14 protein-coding genes and 1 tRNA gene are annotated in these 19,625 nt (G+C 61.9%); 11 read left to right on the plus strand and 4 right to left on the minus strand.

From position 1 onward, the window contains the following. Positions 1–17 precede the first annotated feature (17 nt). Complete coding sequence (locus tag ACQ4WY_RS11545; RefSeq protein ID WP_436504098.1) at positions 18–707, minus strand: 2OG-Fe(II) oxygenase; 690 nt, start codon at positions 705–707, stop codon at positions 18–20. Continuing rightward, on the minus strand, positions 704–1,759 hold the full coding sequence (gene ada, locus ACQ4WY_RS11550) for a bifunctional DNA-binding transcriptional regulator/O6-methylguanine-DNA methyltransferase Ada (protein ID WP_436504099.1): 1,056 nt from the start codon (positions 1,757–1,759) through the stop codon (positions 704–706). Before ada ends, ACQ4WY_RS11545 begins: the two co-directional genes overlap by 4 nt. A 182-nt stretch (positions 1,760–1,941) precedes the next feature. Here ada and hutC point away from each other — a divergent pair, with 182 nt between their 5' ends. From hutC to ACQ4WY_RS11590, 8 genes are all read left to right on the plus strand, one after another. After that, on the plus strand, positions 1,942–2,661 hold the full coding sequence (hutC, locus tag ACQ4WY_RS11555; protein WP_034746253.1) for a histidine utilization transcriptional repressor HutC: 720 nt from the start codon (positions 1,942–1,944) through the stop codon (positions 2,659–2,661). Positions 2,662–2,991: 330 nt separating this feature from the next. Beyond that, complete coding sequence (locus ACQ4WY_RS11560; protein WP_436504101.1) at positions 2,992–6,315, plus strand: PAS domain S-box protein; 3,324 nt, start codon at positions 2,992–2,994, stop codon at positions 6,313–6,315. 70 nt (positions 6,316–6,385) lie between these two features. Next, entirely contained in the window at positions 6,386–6,844 is a 459-nt protein-coding gene (locus ACQ4WY_RS11565; RefSeq protein ID WP_436504102.1) for a response regulator, read from the plus strand. Between the two features lie 314 nt (positions 6,845–7,158). After that, positions 7,159–7,485, plus strand: a complete 327-nt coding sequence (gene trxA / locus ACQ4WY_RS11570; RefSeq protein WP_034780502.1) for a thioredoxin TrxA — start codon at positions 7,159–7,161, stop codon at positions 7,483–7,485. Between the two features lie 155 nt (positions 7,486–7,640). Then, complete coding sequence (gene rho / locus ACQ4WY_RS11575) at positions 7,641–8,903, plus strand: transcription termination factor Rho (protein WP_034746249.1); 1,263 nt, start codon at positions 7,641–7,643, stop codon at positions 8,901–8,903. Positions 8,904–9,117: 214 nt separating this feature from the next. Next, positions 9,118–9,387, plus strand: a complete 270-nt coding sequence (locus ACQ4WY_RS11580; protein ID WP_034746247.1) for a type B 50S ribosomal protein L31 — start codon at positions 9,118–9,120, stop codon at positions 9,385–9,387. Positions 9,388–9,539: 152 nt separating this feature from the next. Further along, entirely contained in the window at positions 9,540–11,264 is a 1,725-nt protein-coding gene (locus tag ACQ4WY_RS11585; RefSeq protein ID WP_436504104.1) for an ArnT family glycosyltransferase, read from the plus strand. A 198-nt stretch (positions 11,265–11,462) separates the two neighbouring features. Beyond that, positions 11,463–12,443, plus strand: coding sequence for a choice-of-anchor A family protein (locus tag ACQ4WY_RS11590; RefSeq protein WP_436504106.1), 981 nt, complete (start codon positions 11,463–11,465; stop codon positions 12,441–12,443). A gap of 75 nt (positions 12,444–12,518) precedes the next feature. Here the strand turns inward: ACQ4WY_RS11590 and ACQ4WY_RS11595 are convergent, their stop codons facing one another. Next, complete coding sequence (locus tag ACQ4WY_RS11595) at positions 12,519–14,198, minus strand: AMP-binding protein (RefSeq protein ID WP_436504107.1); 1,680 nt, start codon at positions 14,196–14,198, stop codon at positions 12,519–12,521. Between the two features lie 133 nt (positions 14,199–14,331). Here ACQ4WY_RS11595 and ACQ4WY_RS11600 point away from each other — a divergent pair, with 133 nt between their 5' ends. Both ACQ4WY_RS11600 and ACQ4WY_RS11605 read left to right on the plus strand, forming a co-directional pair. After that, complete coding sequence (locus ACQ4WY_RS11600) at positions 14,332–16,695, plus strand: DNA polymerase II (protein WP_436504109.1); 2,364 nt, start codon at positions 14,332–14,334, stop codon at positions 16,693–16,695. A gap of 263 nt (positions 16,696–16,958) precedes the next feature. Beyond that, entirely contained in the window at positions 16,959–18,275 is a 1,317-nt protein-coding gene (locus ACQ4WY_RS11605; RefSeq protein ID WP_436504110.1) for an enoyl ACP reductase FabMG family protein, read from the plus strand. A 68-nt stretch (positions 18,276–18,343) separates the two neighbouring features. Here the strand turns inward: ACQ4WY_RS11605 and ACQ4WY_RS11610 are convergent, their stop codons facing one another. Further along, the gene (locus tag ACQ4WY_RS11610) at positions 18,344–19,108 is read right to left on the minus strand and encodes an SDR family oxidoreductase (protein WP_436504111.1); all 765 of its coding nucleotides are present in this window, start codon (positions 19,106–19,108) and stop codon (positions 18,344–18,346) included. Between the two features lie 172 nt (positions 19,109–19,280). Here ACQ4WY_RS11610 and ACQ4WY_RS11615 point away from each other — a divergent pair. After that, positions 19,281–19,367, plus strand: a tRNA-Leu gene (locus tag ACQ4WY_RS11615). The last annotated feature ends 258 nt before the right edge of the window (positions 19,368–19,625 follow it).

Below are 19,625 nucleotides of genomic sequence, written 5' to 3' on the forward strand. Positions count from 1 at the left end.
AGCGTCGCACCTGATGTTCAGCTCGCATCATGAAAAATGATGCCCAGGGTGTGACGCAGGCCCGAACGCAGGCGCGATACGCCGTGGCGCATGTTCACGCGGTAACTGCCGCGCGTGCCATTCACGGGGCGCTGCGCGACGGGAAAGAGGACGGCGTCGCCCTGCGCCAGCGGCACGACCTCTGCGCGCGACTGCATGCGCGGGCGCTGCTCCGTCAGCACGAACTCGCCGCCCGTGAAATCCTCGTGCGGGCACGACAACAATACCGCCAGTTGCAGCGGAAACACATGCTCGCCATACAGGTCCTGGTGCAGGCAGTTGTAATCGCCTGAGCGGTAGCGCAGCAGCAGGGGCGTGGGCCGGGTTTGCCCCGCCGCATGGCAACGCGCGAGGAAGTCCCCGTGCGCCACAGGAAAGCGGCTATCGATGCCCATGCTGGCATGCCAGCGGTTGGCAATGGCCGCCAGCGGCGGATACAAGGCAGCGCGCAGCTCGGCGACCGGCTCCGGCAGCGGATAGGCCCAGTACTGGTACTCACCCTGTCCAAAACCATGGCGCTGCATCACCACCTTGCTGCGAAAACGCGACGCGTCGTCATACTGCGCCGCCAGCGCCGCGCACTGCGCAGGATTCAGCAAGCCCGGCACGACGGCGCAACCGTATTGATTCAGCTCATCCTCGATCTGGCGCCAGTCCAGCGCCCTCATCGTTCGCCCTCGCGTTCCAGCAAGGCCTGCTTGCGCTCCACGCCCCAGCGGTAGCCGGACAAGGCGCCATCGTTGCGCACCACCCTGTGGCAGGGGATGGCGACGGCCAGCGCATTGGCCGCGCAGGCGCCGGCCACGGCGCGCGCGCCTTGCGGGGCGCCGATGCGCCGCGCCAGTTCGGCATAACTGACGGTGCTGCCGGCGGGAATCTCGCGCAAGGCTTGCCACACGCGCTGCTGGAACACCGTGCCGCGCACGTCGAGCGGCAAATCCAGTCCCAGGCCCGGCGCCTCGACCAGGCCGACAACTTGCGCCACCGTTTGTTCGTACTCGGGCTCGGCGCCGCGCAGCTCGGCGCGGGGAAAGCGGTCCTGCAAGTCGCGCAGCAGCACTTCCGGGTCGTCGTCGATCAAAATGGCGCAAATACCCTTGTCCGTGCTGGCCACGAGGATGGCGCCCAGCGAGCAGGCGCCGATGGCAAAGCGGATCACGGCGCCGCTGCCGCCGGCGCGAAACGCGCCCGGCGTCATGCCCAGCAAGCCCGGCGTGGCCGCATACAGGCGGCCGCTGGAATTGAAGCCGGCCGCATATAAGGTTTCGGTGACATTCGCGGCGCCCTGCAAGCCGGCCTTCAGGCGCTCGCCGCGCCGCGCCGCCGCATACGCCTTGGGCGTAATGCCCGTGTGCGCCTTGAAGACGCGGTGAAAGTGAAAGCGGCTCATGCCGGCCGCTTGCGCCAGGCTGTCCAGGTCAGGCAACTCGTCGCTGGCGTCGATCAGACGGCAGATATCGGCCACGATGGCCGCCTGACGCTGGGCCAGCGGCGGCAAGTTGGGTTTGCAGCGCAGGCAGGGACGAAAACCGGCCGCCTCCGCCTGCTCGCAACTGACGTGGAAAGCCACATTGCGGCGCAAGGCGGGGCGCGCGGCGCAGGAAGGCCGGCAATACACGCCCGTCGTGCGCACCGAATAATAAAAGACGCCGTCGGCATCGGGTGCGCGCCGCTGCAGGGCATCCCAGCGTTCATCGTCAGTCAGATAAGCGTGTTCCATGGCAAACTCCGTGCAAGTCAATAGTAGGTCACCAGCATAGCCAGCGCCAATGCGCGCCACACTCCGGCGCTTGCTTTTGAATTCAAAAAAAAGGCTGGCGGCAGGCATCGTGCTCGGTGCTAAAATCGGCCATCGCGCCTCCAGCCGGCGGCGCGCCCTGCCCGCGCCCCGGAGAAACCGCATTGGACGACCACAATACACAAGAAAATACGCCCATTTTCCAGCGTATCAAGGATTTTCTGCTGGCCGGCATCGCCGCCGGCCGTTGGAAGGAAGGCGACGTGATTCCCTCCGAGCAAGCCTTGGTCAAGCAATTCGGCGTCTCGCGCATGACGGTCAACCGCGCCGTGCGCGAACTGACCAGCGAGCAGGTGCTGACGCGGCGCCAGGGTTCCGGCACCTATGTGGCGCAGCAAAAATACCAGGCGACCTTGTTGGAAATCAAGAGTATCGCCGATGAAGTGCGGGCGCGCGGACATATCCACCGCAGCAGCTTGCAATTGCTGGAACGCACCAAAGCCTCCGACTTACTGGCCAAGCAATTCGGCCTGCCGCCGGAACACCCGCTGTTTCATTCGCTGATCGTGCATTTTGAGAATGGCGTGCCGATCCAGGTGGAAGACCGCTGGGTCAATCCCGAGTGCGCGCCCGACTACATGACGCAGGATTTTTCCAGCATCACGCCGAACGAATACCTGATGGCCGCCGCGCCCTTGCAAGGCGCCACCTACAGCATCGAAGCGCTGTCGGCGCCGCGCGACATCGCCGAAATGCTGGCCATCGACACCAAACAGCCATGCCTGGTGCTGCGCCGCCAGACGCGCTCGGGCGGCAAGATCGCCTCGATCGCCACCATGTGGCATCCGGGACACCGCTATCAGTTCGCCGGAAGTTTTACCTAAAGTTATCGTCGCAATTGAATAGCACGATTTCACGCAAACTTTCTCACGAATTCTCACCAAATCGCGAAAAAAACAGCCATTCCGGGGTAAAAAAAATCCCGTTTTGGCCGTTTCTGAACTTAAATACTCCGAGCAAATATTCGATGCTATAGTTGCCGCCAGAAAGCGCCGCAGGCGTTTATTTGAGCGCGCCTCTTGTACTGCCAGCCTAGTCCAATCACGCCCCAGAAAGGGATGCATTTGTCGTATTGCAGCCACACGAGTTTCAGCGCACGTCGCCCACGGCGCCGTGCGCTGCGCCGGCTCGCTCGTACGATGCTGGCGGCAGGCATGGCGCTTTCGCTGCCGGTGCAGGCGGCGGCGCACGGCATGGGGCCGACACTGCTGTGGCCGTATGCTGCCGCCAGTGCCACCGCCCTGGCGGGACTGGCTTGCTGGCAAGCCTGGCGCTTGCGCCAGCAGTTGCGCCGCCAGCCCCAGCCCGCGCAAGCCCAGGCTGAACAGGATGCCGTGCAAGCCTTGCGCGGCGCCACCATGGCCGGCTGGACCTGGCGGCGCCAATCCGACCGGCTGCAGTTCGCGCCCCAGTACCAGGACGTGTTGGGCGACAAGCATGCCAGGCTTGAGCATGCACTGGCCGACTGGCTGGCCGAAGTCCACCGGGACGACCGGGCGCGCCTGAGCCTTGCCTTTCGCCAGCATCTCGACGGCCAGGCGCCCGGCACCTTCAATTGCGAATTCCGTTTGCGGCACAGCGATGGCCACTGGCGCTGGCTGCTGGCGCGCGGCGCCGTCCTGTCGCGCGCCTCGGATGGCGCCGCCACGCAAGCCAGCGGCATCGTCTGCGATATCAGTGAGCGCAAGCAGGACGAACAATCGCGCATGCGCTCGCTGCTGGAAGCGGCGCCCGAAGCCATGCTGGTCGCCGACGTCGAGGGCAAGGTGCATTACGCCAACCAGATCGGCGCGCGCTGCTTCGGCTATCCTCTGGCCGAATTGACGGGCATGTCGCTGGAGCAATTGGTGCCGGAAAGCACGACCAGCCAATCCGTGAGCGACCCGCAAGGGCGGCACAGCCTGCCAGGCCGGGTGATGATGGCGCGCCGCCGCGACGGCACGCACTTCCCCGCCAAGGTCAGCCTGTCGCCGTTGCGCATGGCCGGCCAGGTGTTTTCCATCGTCTCGCTGCGCGACATGACGCAGCGGCAACGCGCCGAGGAAGCGCTGCACGCCAGTTCGGAACGCTACCGCCTGATCGTGCAGACGGCCGCCGAAGGCATCTGGATGACGGATGCGAACGGCAAGACCACTTTCGTCAACCCGAAGATGGCGCACATGCTGGGCTATACGGTGCAGGAAATGCTGGGCCGTCCCCTGCTCGACTTCATGGACCGCGACAGTCAGCTGCTGATGCAGCGTCGCCTGGCCAGCCACGGCAGCCAGGCCAGCCAGCCGGACCAGGTCGATTTCCGTTTCTTCCGCAAGGATCAGTCCAGTCTGTGGGGCTTGCTGTCGAGCACCAGCATCCAGTCGGACAACGGCGAGCCGGGTGGCACGCTGGCGATGATTACCGACATCACAGAGCGGCGCCAGGCGTCGATCGCGCTGTCGAACTCGAGCCAGCGCATGGCGTCCGTCTTCGGCGCCGTGACGAACGGCCTGGTGGTGCAGGACAGCCACGGTCACATCCTGGAAAGCAATGCCGCCGCCGAACGCATGCTGGCGGCCAGTCCGGCCGGCAACAGCCTGTGGCAAGCCATCCACGAGGACGGTTCCCCCTTCGACCAGCGCAGCCATCCCGTGCACATCACCCTGTCGACGGGTGTCGCCATGCGCGACGTGCTGATGGGCGTGCAACAGCCCGACGGCAGCCTGTCGTGGCTATCCGTGAATACCGAGGCCATCCGCGATGAGTATGGCAAGGTGGGCATGGTCGTGGCCAGCCTGACGGACATCACGTATCACAAGCGCAGCGAAAGCGCCTTGCGCGAACTCAATGAGCATCTGGAAGAGCGCGTGGCGCAGCGCACGGAGCAGCTGGACCAGGCCAAGCAGGTGGCCGAAGAAGCGAGCCTGGCGAAGGGACAATTCCTGGCCAACATGAGTCATGAAATCCGCACGCCGATGAATGGCGTGATCGGCATGGCGTATCTGGCCCTCAAAACTGATTTGGAACCGCGCCAGCGCGACTACCTGGAAAAAATCCGCTTCGCCGGAGAACATTTGCTGGGCATCATCGACGATATCCTCGACATCTCGAAAATCGAGGCGGGCAAGCTGGAAATCGAGCGCGTCAACTTCAGTTTCGACCACGTGGTGCAAACCCTGATGACGGTGGTGGCGCCGCGCGCCGCCGGCAAGAACCTGGAATTGCTGTTCGAAATCGACCCGCAATTGCCCGCCGTGCTCGTGGGCGACCCGCTGCGCCTGGGGCAAGTGCTGATCAACTACGCCAATAACGCCATCAAGTTCAGCGAACAGGGCAGCATTACCGTGAAAGTGCGCAAGGTAGTGGCGGACGCCAAACACTGCCTGGTGCGCTTTGAAGTGTGCGACCACGGCATCGGCCTGTCGCAGGATGAAATGAGTAAATTGTTCCAGTCCTTCCAGCAAGCTGACACATCCACCACGCGCGAATATGGCGGCACGGGCCTGGGCCTGGCCATCTGCAAGCAATTGGCGCAGCTGATGGGCGGCGACGTGGGCGTCGACAGCCGTCCCGGCGCCGGCAGCACTTTCTGGTTCACGGCCAACCTGGGCATTTCCGACCAGGCCGCGCCCGCCATGCTCGACAGCATGGTGCAGACGGCGGCCGCCATGCGCGCCAGCGCCGACGCGGCCCTGGTGATGCGCACGCTCAAGCATGCGCGCATCCTGCTGGTGGAAGACAACACTTTCAACCAGCAAGTGGCGCTGGAATTGCTGGAGGAAGCGGGCGCCTCCGTCTGCCTGGCCAACAATGGCGAAGAGGCGCTCGACCTGCTGCGCCAGACCCAGTTCGACTGCGTGCTGATGGACGTGCAGATGCCGCTGATGGATGGCCTGCAAGCGACGCGCCACATCCGCGCCGACCCGCAACTGGCGCACCTGCGCGTGCTGGCCATGACGGCCACGGCCACCAGCGAAGACCGCGTGCGCTGCCTGGAAGCGGGCATGGACGATTTCATTTCCAAGCCCATCCAGCCGGCCATGATGTACCAGACCATCGCCAGCTGGCTGCCGGCGCACGAAACGCCGCCACCACCGGCGCGCAGCCGCGCCGCGCCCGCCTTCAAGACCACCCTGGCGGGCGATCCGCAGGTGATCGACCTTTCCATCCTGGCCAAGTTGCTGGGCTACAACCCTGAAAAGGTGCGCAAGTTCGCCTTCAAGTTCCTGCAGACCACGCAGGACGGCTTTGGCGACATCGACGCGGCCCTGGCGCGCGGCGACGTGCATCAGGTGCGCGAACTGGGGCACCGTATCAAGTCGTCGGCGCGCACCGTGGGCGCCCTGGGCCTCGCCGACCTGTGCCACAACCTGGAAACCCTGGCGCCGGGCGAACCGGCCGACGAGGCGGAGCGGGCGCAGCGCATCGTCGCGCGCCTGTGGCCCCTGCTGGAACAGATTACCGAACAAATCATGAATAACACCAGCTTTGCCAATGACGATTAGCTATCGCCAAATTGGGTTGCGGCAAGGTATCGGCATCGACAGCGATGCATATCAACAGAAAGACATGACGATGAACACTGTATCAAACCAAGCAAGCCCGGAACACAATGAAGCAGGCCTGGCGCCGTTGCGCGTGCTGCTGCTGGACGACGACGTTTTCATGCTTGACGTGCTCAGCGACATGCTCGAGCAAATGGGCCCTTTCGACATTCGCTGCGAATCGCACAGCGAACAGGCGCTGGCTGCCCTGAAGCAGCACCAGCCCGACCTTCTGATCTGCGACCTGTCCATGCCCGACATCGACGGCATCGAATTCTTGCGCATGGCGGCTGAAAACGGCTTCCGTGGCGGCGTGGTCCTGCTGTCAGGCCTGCATTCGGCCGTGCGCCTGGCGGCCGAACGCCTGGCTGTGGCCAACGGCCTGCATATATTGGGCACCTTCCGCAAGCCGATGGAAAGCGCGGAATTGCAGCTCATGGTGAACTTGCAACTGCAGCACACGGCGCGTCTGGCCAGCACGCGAGCCTGAGCGGGGAGGCCGGCCGGGAGGGCGGACACGACGCTGCGGGCCAGCAGGCATGCGGCTTTGCCGCCCTGCCGACGCGCGCAGGAGCGATATGCTGGCGATATGCCTCAAGTTTTTCTGCAATAATCGCCACGCTTTGAAAAAATGGGTTATTATTTCAGCCATCCCCGCCTGCATACCTCTGGTCGCGTCTTCCAAGAACATTGAATTTGTGCCCATTGTCCCCATCTTCTAACTGCATTCCAGGAAGCATGGATGGCGAACCAGCGTATGGTTAATTCCAGGCATTATTGATCCCACCCTCATTTGAGGAAAATATGAGCGAAAATATCAAACACATTAGCGATGCATCTTTTGAAGCAGACGTCCTGAAATCCGAGTTGCCAGTACTGGTCGACTTCTGGGCAGAATGGTGCGGTCCGTGCAAGGCCATCGCCCCGATCCTGGAAGAAGTGGCCAAGGAATACGCCGGCCGCATCCAGATCGCCAAGATGGACGTGGACGCCAACCAGGCAGTGCCTGCCAAGTTCGGCATCCGCGGCATCCCGACCCTGATCCTGTTCAAGGATGGTGTTGCAGCTGCTCAAAAAGTGGGCGCCATGGCCAAGGGCCAGTTGACCGCTTTCGTCGACAGCAACATTTAATGTATGATGGGCAGCGCTGCGCCCGCAGCGCCGCCTGACTGGAACGACCGGGAAGCGGCTTTGCCCTCATTCGTGCACAGCCTTCCCAATAATTAATCAACGCCACGCAGTCCCCTCCCCTACCTTTACATCCCGTCTCGGGACACTCAACACATATGCATTTATCCGAACTAAAGGCCCTACACGTATCCGCCCTGCTTGAGATGGCGATCGGTCTTGACATTGACAACGCAGCCCGCTTGCGCAAACAGGAGCTGATGTTCGCTATCCTGAAAAAACGCGCCAAGTCCGGCGAACAGATTTTTGGCGACGGCGCCCTGGAAGTGCTGCCTGACGGCTTCGGCTTCCTGCGCTCGCCTGACGCCAGCTACATGGCGTCCACCGACGACATTTACATCTCCCCTTCGCAAATCCGCCGCTTCAATCTGCACACCGGCGATTCAATCGAGGGCGAGGTACGGACCCCGAAAGATGGCGAACGCTATTTCGCATTGGTCAAAGTCGACAAGGTCAACGGCGAATCGCCGGAGATGTCGAAACACCGCATCCTGTTTGAAAACCTGACGCCGCTGCACCCGAACGAGCCGCTGCGCCTGGAACGTGAAATGAATGGCCAGGAAAACATCACCGGCCGCATCATCGACCTGATCGCCCCGATCGGCAAAGGCCAGCGCGGCTTGCTGGTGGCATCGCCGAAATCCGGTAAATCCGTGATCCTGCAGCACATCGCGCATGCGATCACGGCAAATCATCCGGACATCACCCTGATCGTACTGCTGATCGACGAACGCCCGGAAGAAGTTACCGAAATGCAACGTTCGGTACGCGGCGAAGTCGTCGCCTCGACCTTCGACGAACCGGCCACGCGCCACGTGCAAGTGGCCGAGATGGTGCTGGAAAAAGCCAAGCGCCTGGTCGAAATGAAAAAAGACGTGGTGATCTTGCTCGACTCGATCACCCGTCTGGCACGCGCCTACAACACCGTCATCCCTGCCTCGGGCAAGGTCCTGACCGGTGGTGTCGACGCGAACGCGCTGCAACGTCCAAAACGCTTCTTCGGCGCCGCGCGCAATATCGAAGAAGGCGGCTCGCTGACCATCATCGCTACGGCGCTGATCGAAACGGGTTCGCGCATGGATGACGTGATCTTTGAAGAATTCAAGGGTACCGGCAACATGGAAGTGCATCTGGAACGCCGCCTGGCCGAGAAACGTGTCTATCCGGCCATCAACCTGAACAAATCGGGTACCCGCCGCGAAGAACTGCTGATCAAGCCGAACGAGCTGCAAAAAATCTGGATCCTGCGCAAGTTGCTGTACTCGATGGACGAGATCGAGGCGATGGAGTTCATTCTGGACAAGATGAAAGCAACGAAGAATAACGCCGAGTTTTTCGATATGATGAGACGCGGTGGCTGATTTTCGGGGTCAGACCCGACGGGTCTGACCCCAGCCCTCCGTTGAGCATCATTCGAAAGCCGCTCCCTGAGCGGCTTTTTTATTGCCGTCCGCCCGAAAGCGCTATATAATCGACGGTTGCATTATTTTAAACCCTGGCAAGTGATCGGCAATCGGGTCAAGAAGCAGGACGACCGACGAAGTGCTGTTTGGCTACCAAACTAGAGAGAAGACCATGAAAGTCGATACCCATCCAGAATACCGCGAAGTTGTTTTCCACGATCTGTCGTGCGATTTCAAATTCGTTACCCGCTCGACCATCCAAACCCGCGAAAAAATCACCCACGACGGTAAAGAATACCCACTGGTGAAGATCGAGGTTTCGGCTGAATCGCACCCATTCTTCACGGGCAAGCACAAAATCGTCGATACCGCTGGTCGCGTCGAGAAGTTCCGTCAGAAGTTCGGTTCGGTTGGTTCGAAAACCGCAGTCGCAGCAGGCTAATTTTTGCCGCTCTGCGGCAAAAAAGGGCAGCTTCGGCTACCAGAGAAAAGGCAGCTACGGCTGCCTTTTTTGTCTTTGGCCGCTTTACTTTATACTCGCGCATACCCGACGCCATTCGTCGCGTCTTGCCATTTTTCTGATACCGAATATCGATGAAGCCAGTCCGCCTTCCCGCCGCTGCCACACTCGCGCTGCCACGATGGGCCTTGTTTGCGCTCGGCCTGCTGTACATCCTGCCTGGCCTGATCGGCCGCGAACCGTGGAAGAACGATGATGCCGCCAGTTTCGGCATCATGTGGACCATGGCGCATGGCGGCCTGAACGACTGGCTGTGGCCCAACGTGGCCGGCCTGTCGCTGCCCGATGAAGGCCCGCTGACCTTCTGGCTGGGCGCCATTTTCATCAAGCTGTTCGGCTGGATCGACGGCGACGTCTTTGGCGCGCGCATGTCGACCATCGGCATCTTCGTCGTCAGCACCCTGTCCGTCTGGTACACCGCCTTCAACCTGGGCCGGCGCAACGATGCCCAGCCGCTGCGCCTGGCCTTCGGCGGCCAGCCCGAGCCGAACGATTTCGGCCGCACCCTGGCCGATGCCGCCGTGCTCATCTACCTGGGTTGCCTGGGACTGCTGCAGCACAGCCACGACATCACGGCCGAAGCGCTGTACGTGTCCCTGATGGCCTACCTGCTGTACCGCGCCGTGCGCTACATGGAAGGCCCTTCCGTGCGCAATGCGGCCCTGCTGGGCCTGGCGATGGGCGGCCTGACCCTCGCGCGCGGCTGGATCACGCCAGCAGCGCTGAGCATCGCCCTGCTGCTGTGCACCGTCTTCCTGCGCCTGCCGCTGCTGCGCAGCGTGCGCCACCTGGCGCTTGCCATCCTGATCGGCGTCGCGCTGACCCTCGTCTGGCTGCTGCCGGGCGAATGGCTGCAACCATACGGCCATTCGCCGCTGCACGCATGGATGGAGTGGAATTGCCGCCAGTTCAGCGCCCCGAGCCTGAAAAGCGTGCAGTATTTCTTGCGTGTCGGCATCTGGTTCTTCTGGCCCGCGTGGCCTTTCGCCGCCTGGGCCGTGTATGCCTGGCGCCGCCAGCACCACGTGCTGCACATCGTCGTGCCGCTAACCTTTGTCGCCATGCTGGCTATCCTGGGCCTGTGCCATCCTGATCCGGACCCGAGCCAGCTGCTGCCGCTGCTGCCGCCGCTGGCGGTGATGGCCGCGTTTGGCTTGCTGACCATGAAACGGGGCGCCATCAACGCCATCGACTGGTTCTCCGTGATGGTGCTGACCATCTGCGCCCTCGCGCTGTGGCTGTTCTGGTTCGCCATCCTGACGGGCTGGCCGCCGAAACTGTCGCATAATGCCCTGAAACTCATGCCTGGCTTCAAGCCCGAGCTGGACTTGCTGGCCTTTTTCGTGGCCGTCTGCGTCAGCGCGGGCTGGGTGGCGCTGGTGCACTGGCGCATTTCGCGCCAACCGGCCGTGCTGTGGCGCGCCGTGGTCCTGTCGTCCGGTGGCCTGATCCTGATCTGGGTGCTGATCATGACCTTGTTCCTGCCGCCGCTGAACTACAGCAAAAGCTACGCCAGCGTGGCGCACCAGATTTCCGTTCACCTGCCGCCAGGCAGCAAGTGCATCAACAGCAATGTCGGCGCCGCACAGCGCGCCTCGTTCGCCTACTACGGCCACCTGCCGTTTGCCAGCGTGGGGCAGCAGCAATGTGATGTGTTCTTGTTGCAAGACAGCATCAAGGTGCCTGACAGCAAGGAGCAACTTCCCGAGCACCACGGCGCGGACTGGATCAAGTTGTGGGAAGGGCGGCGCCCCACGGATGACGTGGAACGTTTCCGCCTGTACCAGCGCGTCAGGTAAGCAGCAAAAAACCGGGCCAGCCCCGGTTTTTTTTAGTCCGACAGACAGTCACGGGCGACAGGAAAAGTATTGCTTAAAAATATAGTTAATTACCTAAATTGAACTAAAATTGTTTTTTAGATTATAATAGCCGGCTGCGCGATGGCGGTGTCTTGCTTTCCCGCCCAATTCGTCCCCCAATTCACTATGAGATTGTCCATGAAATTATTTAGCACCCGCACCTTGCCGCTCATCAGCGCCGCCCTGTTCGCTTTCTCCTTCAGCGCTACGGCCCAAGCCACCGTGATTGACCTCGGCGTCGCCAATGGCTACTCGGCCTTTATCTTCGGCAACATCGGCAGCAGCGGTGCCAGCGGCTTCACCAGCGTCGGCGGCAGCATTGCCGCGGGTGGCAATATCTACCTGGACAACTACAACGTCGGCACGAATAAAACGCCAGGCAGCGCGACCAACGCGATCGTTGCTGGTGGTAACCTGAACACGGGCTGGGGCACCATCGGTGGTTCCGCCGTATATGGCGTCAGCAATCCCAACGCCACGCTGACCGCCCCACAATGGTTCCCAACCGACAGCATCAGCAAGGGCAATGCTTCCACCCTGGACTTTGCGACCGCCCAGCAACAGCTGACGACCCTGTCGGGCGACGTGGCCAAGCTGCAATCGAACGGCACCGTGATCTCGCAATCGGGCGGCTTCAAGCTGGTGGGCGACATCAACGCCGACGTGAATGTCTTCACCATCGCTGCCAACGACCTGCATAACCTGACCCTGGACCTGTCTTCGCTGAAAAGCACGGCCAGCATCATCATCAACGGCACGGCTACCGACATCACCATGAGTGGTGGCTTCGACAATTTCGGCAGCTTCGCCGACCGCACGCTGCTCAACTTCGCCAACGCCACCACCACCAACCTGAACAACGTCGGTATCAACGGCAGCATCCTGGCGCCGAACAGCGCGTTTTCCGGTTCGGGCAGCATGAACGGCACCCTGATCGCCAATTCGGTCAACTCGGTCAATTATGGCCACGTCTCGATGAACGGCGCCGGCTTCAACACGGTGAACGTCTCAGCCGTGCCAGAACCAGGCACCTACGCCATGCTGCTGGCCGGCCTGGGCTTGCTCGCCTTTGTACGCCGCCGCACGCCAGCGCGCGCACCGCAAGCCGCGATGGCCTGAGCTTTACGCTGAATCAATAAAAAAACACCGGGCCGCGCGAGCGTCCCGGTGTTTTTTTATGTGCCAGCAAAAAGCTTAATCCGTGCCCAGCCCCAGGTCAGTCGCCACCTGCTGGCGCAATAAATATTTCTGGATCTTGCCCGTCACCGTCATGGGGAATTCCTCGACGAAACGCACGTAACGGGGAATCTTGTAATAAGCGATCTGCCCATCGCAAAAGGCGCGGATGTCGTCGCTGGTGGCCTGCGTGCCCGGTCGCAAGATGATGCAAGCGCACAACTCTTCGCCATACTTGGCGTCCGGCACGCCCACGCATTGCACGTCGAGCACGCTCGGGTGGCGGTACAGGAATTCCTCGACTTCGCGCGGGTAGATATTTTCGCCGCCGCGGATGACCATGTCCTTCGAGCGGCCGACGATGCTGCAAAAGCCGTTGGCGTCGATCACGGCCAGGTCGCCCGTGTGCATCCAGCGCGCCGCATCGATGGCCTCACTGGTTTTTTCAGGGTCGCCCCAGTAGCCCTGCATCACGGAATAGCCGCGCGTGAGCAATTCGCCCTTTTCGCCACGCGGCACGATGCGTCCTTCCGCATCGATGACTTTCACCTCCAGGTGCGGGTGGACGCGGCCGATAGACGACACGCGCATTTCGCGCGGGTCTTCGATCGCCGTCTGGAAGCTGACGGGCGACGTTTCCGTCATGCCGTACGCAATCGTGATTTCCGCCATGTGCATCAATTCGATGACGCGCGTCATGACTTCCATCGGGCACGGCGAGCCGGCCATGATGCCGGTGCGCAAGTTCGACAGGTCGTATTGCTTGAAATCAGGATGGTCGAGGATGGCAATGAACATGGTCGGCACGCCATGCAAGCCCGTGCAGCGCTCGGCCTGCACGGTTTCCAGCACGCCTTTCGGGTCGAAGCCTTCGCCGGGAAACACCATGGCCGCGCCATGCGTGACGCAGGCCAGGTTGCCCAACACCATGCCGAAACAGTGGTACAGAGGCACGGGAATGCACAAGCGATCCTGTTGCGTCAGGCGCATGGCTTCGCCGATGAAAAAACCGTTATTCAGGATATTGTGGTGCGTCAAGGTGGCGCCTTTCGGCGCGCCCGTGGTGCCGGACGTGAACTGAATGTTGACGGCATCGTCAAACTGCAAGGTGGCGCTCACCTCTTCCAGGTGCGCCAGGTCGACGTCGGAGATACCCGCCATCAAGGCGTCGAAGTTGTGCATGCCCGGTGTGGCGGCCGCGCCCAGGCGGATGACGTGGCGCAACTGGGGCAGGCGCGGCGACTGCAGGGCGCCCGCGCGCGAACGGGCGATTTCCGGCACCACGTCCTGCACGATCGCCAGGTAGTCGCTGGACTTGAAGCTGGGCGACAGGATCAGTGCGCTGCATTGCACCTTGTCGAGCACGTATTCGAGTTCCGAGCGCCGATAGGCGGGATTGATGTTGACCATGATCAAGCCGGCTTTCGCCGTGGCGAACTGCGTCAGCACCCATTCCGCGCAATTTTGCGACCAGATGCCGACCCGGTCGCCCGGCTGCAAGCCCAGCTTCAGCAAGCCGGCGGCCAGGCGGTGCACGCGCTGCTGGAATTCCAAATACGTCCAGCGCACGTTCTGGTGCGCCACGATCAGGGCGTCATGCTGGCCGTAGCGGGCCGCGATGCCGTCCAGGTAAGCGCCTATCGTTTCGCCGATCAACGGCGTCTCGTGGGCGCCGTGTACATAACTCATTGCTTGCATGCTGTCTCCAGGGTGTGTGGCGCGACGCGCTCTTGTTATCGTCTTCGATGCAGAAAATTATAGCCGCAACCGCCCCCACCCTGCGTCAGCTTGCTGTAATGTGCAGGCCAGCACACCAGACACTCACGGCACCATGACAGGCAATACCCAGCACCCCCTCGAACAGGGCTTCATCCTGACCCGCCACTGGCGCGATACCAGCGCTGGTACGGAAGTCGATTTCTGGCTGGCAACGGACGCCGGGCCCCGCCACGTGCGCCTGCCCGTGCAGACGGCGGTCGCCTTCCTTCCCATGGAGCAGCAGGAACAAGCGCAACAGCTGCTGCGCGGCGAACGCCATGCGGCGCTGCGTCCCCTGTCGCTGTGCGATTTCCACCATCGCCCCGTGCTGGGGCTGTACTGCAAGCAATACCGGCATTTGCTGAAGCTGGAAAAACAGTTGCGCGCGCACGGCATCGATGTGTACGAAGCCGACATCCGCCCGCCCGAGCGCTACCTGATGGAGCGTTTTATTACAGCGCCGGTGTCGTTCAGCGGAGACACCCTGCAGGAAGTGCAGCTGAGGCCGGCGCCAGGCTACCGCCCCACCTTGAAACTGGTGTCGCTCGATATCGAGACGACGGCGTATGGCGAGCTGTATTCTTTGGCGCTGGAAGGCTGCGGCCAGCGCCAGGTCTACATGCTGGGACCGCCAAACGGCGGCGATGACGTCCTGGACTTCGATCTCGAGTACTGCGACAGCCGCGCACAGATCCTTGAGCGCCTGAACACGTGGATGGAAGAGCACGATCCGGACGCCATCATCGGCTGGAACCTGGTGCAGTTCGACTTGCGCGTGCTGCGCGAACACGCCGAGCGCTACCAAGTACCATTGAAACTGGGGCGGGGCGGCGCCGTGATGGAATGGCGCGAACATGGCGGCAAGCAGGAACACTATTTTGCCGCTGCGGCGGGCCGTTTGATCATCGACGGCATCGAAGCATTGAAGTCGGCGACGTGGAATTTCTCCTCGTTCAGCCTGGAAAACGTGGCGCAAACGCTGTTGGGCGAAGGCAAGTCCATCGACAATCCCTACCAGCGCATGGCCGAGATCGACCGGCGTTTCCGTGAGGATAAGCCGGCGCTGGCGCGCTACAACCTCAAGGATTGCGAACTGGTCACGCGCATCTTCGCCAAGACCGAGTTGCTGACCTTCTTGCTGGAACGGGCCAGCGTGACGGGCCTGGCGGCCGATCGCAGCGGCGGCTCCGTGGCCGCCTTCGAGCACCTGTACTTGCCGCTGATGCACCGGCAGGGTTATGTGGCGCCCAACCTGGGCGATGTCTCCGGCGACAACAGCCCCGGCGGCTTCGTCATGGATTCGCAGTCGGGGCTGTACGATTCCGTGCTGGTGCTCGACTATAAAAGCCTGTACCCGTCCATCATCCGCACCTTTTTGATCGACCCGGTGGGCCTGGTGGTGGGCACCAGCGGCGACGAAGCCGATACCGTGCCCGGCTACCGGGGCGCGCAGTTTTCAAGGGTCAAACATTGCCTGCCCGCCATCGTGCAACAAGTGTGGCAAGGACGCGAGACGGCCAAGCGCGAGCGCAACGCGCCCCTGTCGCAAGCGTTAAAAATCATCATGAACGCGTTTTATGGCGTGCTGGGGTCAAGCGGCTGCCGCTTTTTCGACCCGCGCCTGGCCTCGTCGATCACCTTGCGCGGCCACGACATCATGCACCGCACGCGCGAACTGATCACCGAGCAGGGTTACCAGGTGATCTATGGCGACACGGATTCCACCTTTGTGTGGCTCAAAACAGCGCATAGCGACGAAGAGGCGGGCAAGATCGGCCGCGCCCTGGTGACGCACGTGAATGCCTGGTGGGATGCCTACCTGCGCGAAGAATTTGGCCTGGAGAATGCGCTGGAGCTGGAATTCGAGACGCATTACCGGCGTTTCCTGATGCCCACCATCCGCGGCTCGGAAGAAGGCAGCAAGAAACGCTACGCGGGCCTGGTGGGCAAACCCGACGGCAGCGAACAGATGGTCTACAAGGGCCTGGAAACGGTGCGCAGCGACTGGACGCCGCTGGCGCAGCAATTCCAGCAAGCCTTGTACCTGCGCATCTTCCAGCGCGCCGCCTACCAGGATTATGTGCGCGACTATGTGGCGCGCACGGTGCGTGGCGAATTCGATGCTTTATTGGTCTACCGCAAGCGCTTGCGCCGCCCGCTCGGCGACTACCAGCGCAACGTGCCGCCCCACGTGCGCGCGGCGCGCACGGCCGACGCCTACAACCTGGCGCAGGGACGACCATTGCAATACCAGAATGGCGGCTGGATCAGCTATGTCATCACGGTAGCGGGGCCGGAGCCGCTGGAAACCCAGCGCTCGCCCATCGACTACCACCACTACCTGACGCGCCAGCTGCAGCCGGTGGCCGACGCGATACTGCCGTTTCTGGGCGACGATTTTTCGCGCCTTGTGTCCGGCCAGCAGGATTTGTTTTAGATCAATTTTACTTACCAGCATGGCCAAGCTGGGGTAATATCGGCGCCTGCCAGGCCAGTCCGCAGGCGCTAGGCGCCGGGGCAGCGTAAAATACGCCATGGCGAAAGAATAAGAGCTGCATGAAGAAGAAGATGCCATTCCAGTCGAGAATCATTCGCAACAGGATTTTCCCCGCTGAAATGGCGCATAATTTAACACTATGTTGAACCAGCAGGCAGTAGCACTAGCCGTCTGCCCTGCTAATTTTTGATTGAATTGACACCATGACCGAGATCACGTCCTTAAGAGACATCCCGCAAAAAAATATCTTCCGCAAGGGCGACACCTTTGTACTGTTCGGCGAGCTGTTCGGCCGCGGCTATGTGAATGGCTTGCTGGACGAAGCGCGCAAGGCAGGCATGAATATCGTCGGCATGACGGTCGGCCGCCGCGATGAAAACATGGCGCTGCGCCCGCTGAACGCGGAAGAGCTGGCCGAAGCCGAAGCCAACCTGGGCGGCCGCATCATCAATGTGCCGCTGATGGCCGGTTTCGACCTCGACGCGCCAGCCGGCGAGCCGACCCCGACGGCCCTGCTGGCCGACATGACCCTGAAAAGCTGGCAGGAAGACAAGCTGGACTGGGCACAGATCGAACGCTGCCGCGAAGCCGGCATCGCCCGCTTCAGCGCTTCCGTGGCGAAAGCCATGGCCGAGCTGGATAGCCTGATTCCTAACGGCAGCAATGTGTATTTCGCCCACACCATGGCTGGTGGCATTCCGAAAGTCAAAGTCTTCCTGGCGATCGCCAACCGCATCTACAAAGGCCGCGGCGAGCGCTTCATGTCCTCGCGCGCCCTGCTCGACAGTGACCTGGGCAAATTGATCCTGATGAACTTCGACGAAGTCACGGCCAATACCCTGCAGCACCTGATCGACGGCAGCGCCGCCATCCGCGCCCGCATCGAGCAAGCTGGCGGCCAGGTGCGCTACAGCGCCTACGGCTACCACGGCACCGAGATCCTGATCGACGGCAAGTACCAGTGGCAAACGTATAGCAACTACACGCAAGGCCTGGCAAAGATGCGCCTGGAAAACGTGGCCAAGGCCGCGTGGGAAAAAGGCATCAAGGCCACCGTCTTCAACTGCCCGGAAATCCGTACGAACTCGTCCGACATTTTCGTCGGCGTGGAACTGTCCCTGTTCCCACTGCTCGACGCGCTGAAAAAAGAAGGCGGCAGCGCCTGGGCCGAAGAGCAATGGAAAATCTGCCAGGGCTTGCTGGAAGACGGCGTCTCGCTGCAAGACTTGCTCGACCGTATCGCCGCCTACAACGGCGACGCCACCAGCGTGCAGTTCCGCAACTTCGCCGCCTGGCCGATGGACAACACGCCAGAACTGGCCGACGTCATGATCGGTACTTCGGACGACATCACCAAGCTGCACAAGGACCGCAAGGAACTGATCACCGACCACCTGAGCTCGCTGGTACTGGAAGGCACGGGCCCGCTGATGTTCCACGCCATGTCGGAGCCGCAAGCCCCCGTCATCTGGCTCAACCACGACATCATCGCGCGCCAGCTGAACTCGGTTCACAACTGAGCTTGATGTAGCGGCATACCACCGACGGCCCGGCTCATCCCCGGGCCGTCGGCGTTTCTGCCGCCGCGTTATACACGCACGATGGACACGCCGCCATCGGCCAGCAGCGCCGTGCCGGTGGTGAAGCTGGACGCATCGGAAGCCAGGTACAGCGCCGAGCGGGCGATCTCGTCCGGCGTGGCCAGGCGTTTCAAGGCATGCAGTCCCGCCACGAAGGCCAGCGCCTCGGGTGTGGCGGCCACAGCGCGCCCCATCGGCGTATCTGTCCCTCCCGGCAACAAGGCATTCACGCGTATGCCCGCCGCGCCATACTCGGCCGCCAGGACCTTCATCAAGCCGATCACGCCCGCCTTGCCGGCCGCATACGCGGCCATGCCGGACATGCCCAGCGTATGGCCGACAAACGTGGACGTGAAGATCAGCGAACCACCGCCGCGCGCCGCCATGGCCGGCAGCTGGTACTTGGCCGCCAGGAAGGCACTGGTGAGATTGGTATCGATCGCCGCTCGCCAGTCTTCCAGGGCAACCTCCGGCGTGGGCCCCATGGGCCCCAGGGTGCCCGCATTATTGAAAGCGATATCGAGGCCGCCAAAGCGTTGCAGCGCCAGCGCCACGGCCCTTTGCGCGCACGCGGCGTCGCCCACATCGCCGGCGCAGGCCACGGCTTGCGCGCCGCCGTCCGCCAGCTGCGCCACCAGCGCATCGAGTACCTTCTGCCGCCGCGCCACCAGCACCAGCCGCGCGCCATGGCGGGCGAACAGCCGCGCCGCCGCATGGCCGATGCCCGAGCTGGCGCCCGTGATGATAGCGACCTTGTTTTCCAGTTGTTGCATGCGATATCCCTCCAGGTAGTGAAAGGACACGATAGGACGGCTCGCCAAGCGCGGCACTCCGCTTCTTGCGCTGGAATCGGCACCGTCAAAGATTCTCAATGCTTGTGTAAAACACACGCAAAGCATAAAACTTGCCAGATTGTGACAAATCAGTGATAATGCGTCTCGCGTTGCCGGGATGGCGGAATAGGTAGACGCACGGGACTCAAAATCCCGCGCTGGAAACAGCGTGCCGGTTCGATTCCGGCTCCCGGCACCACCAGACATGGCAGTACTAGAAATCAACCACTCATCCTCAGGATCGAGTGGTTTTTTTTCGCCTGATTTTCCTCGCTTTCGCCGCGCTATCTACCTCAAACGCGCCCCCTATGCACCATCTAGCTAGTCACGCTCCCGCGGCACCTGCCGCGCAAGTCTCCTAGACGGCAGGAAAGGCATATTTCATACTGTCAAGAAAATCTTGCATTGTAATTACATGTGTGGCGCAAAGTGAATTAATTTAAAAGCAATGTTTTAT

The organism is Janthinobacterium salmonicoloratum (assembly GCF_051380845.1).
In the GTDB taxonomy this organism is placed as follows: Bacteria; Pseudomonadota; Gammaproteobacteria; order Burkholderiales; family Burkholderiaceae_D; genus Janthinobacterium; species Janthinobacterium lividum_F.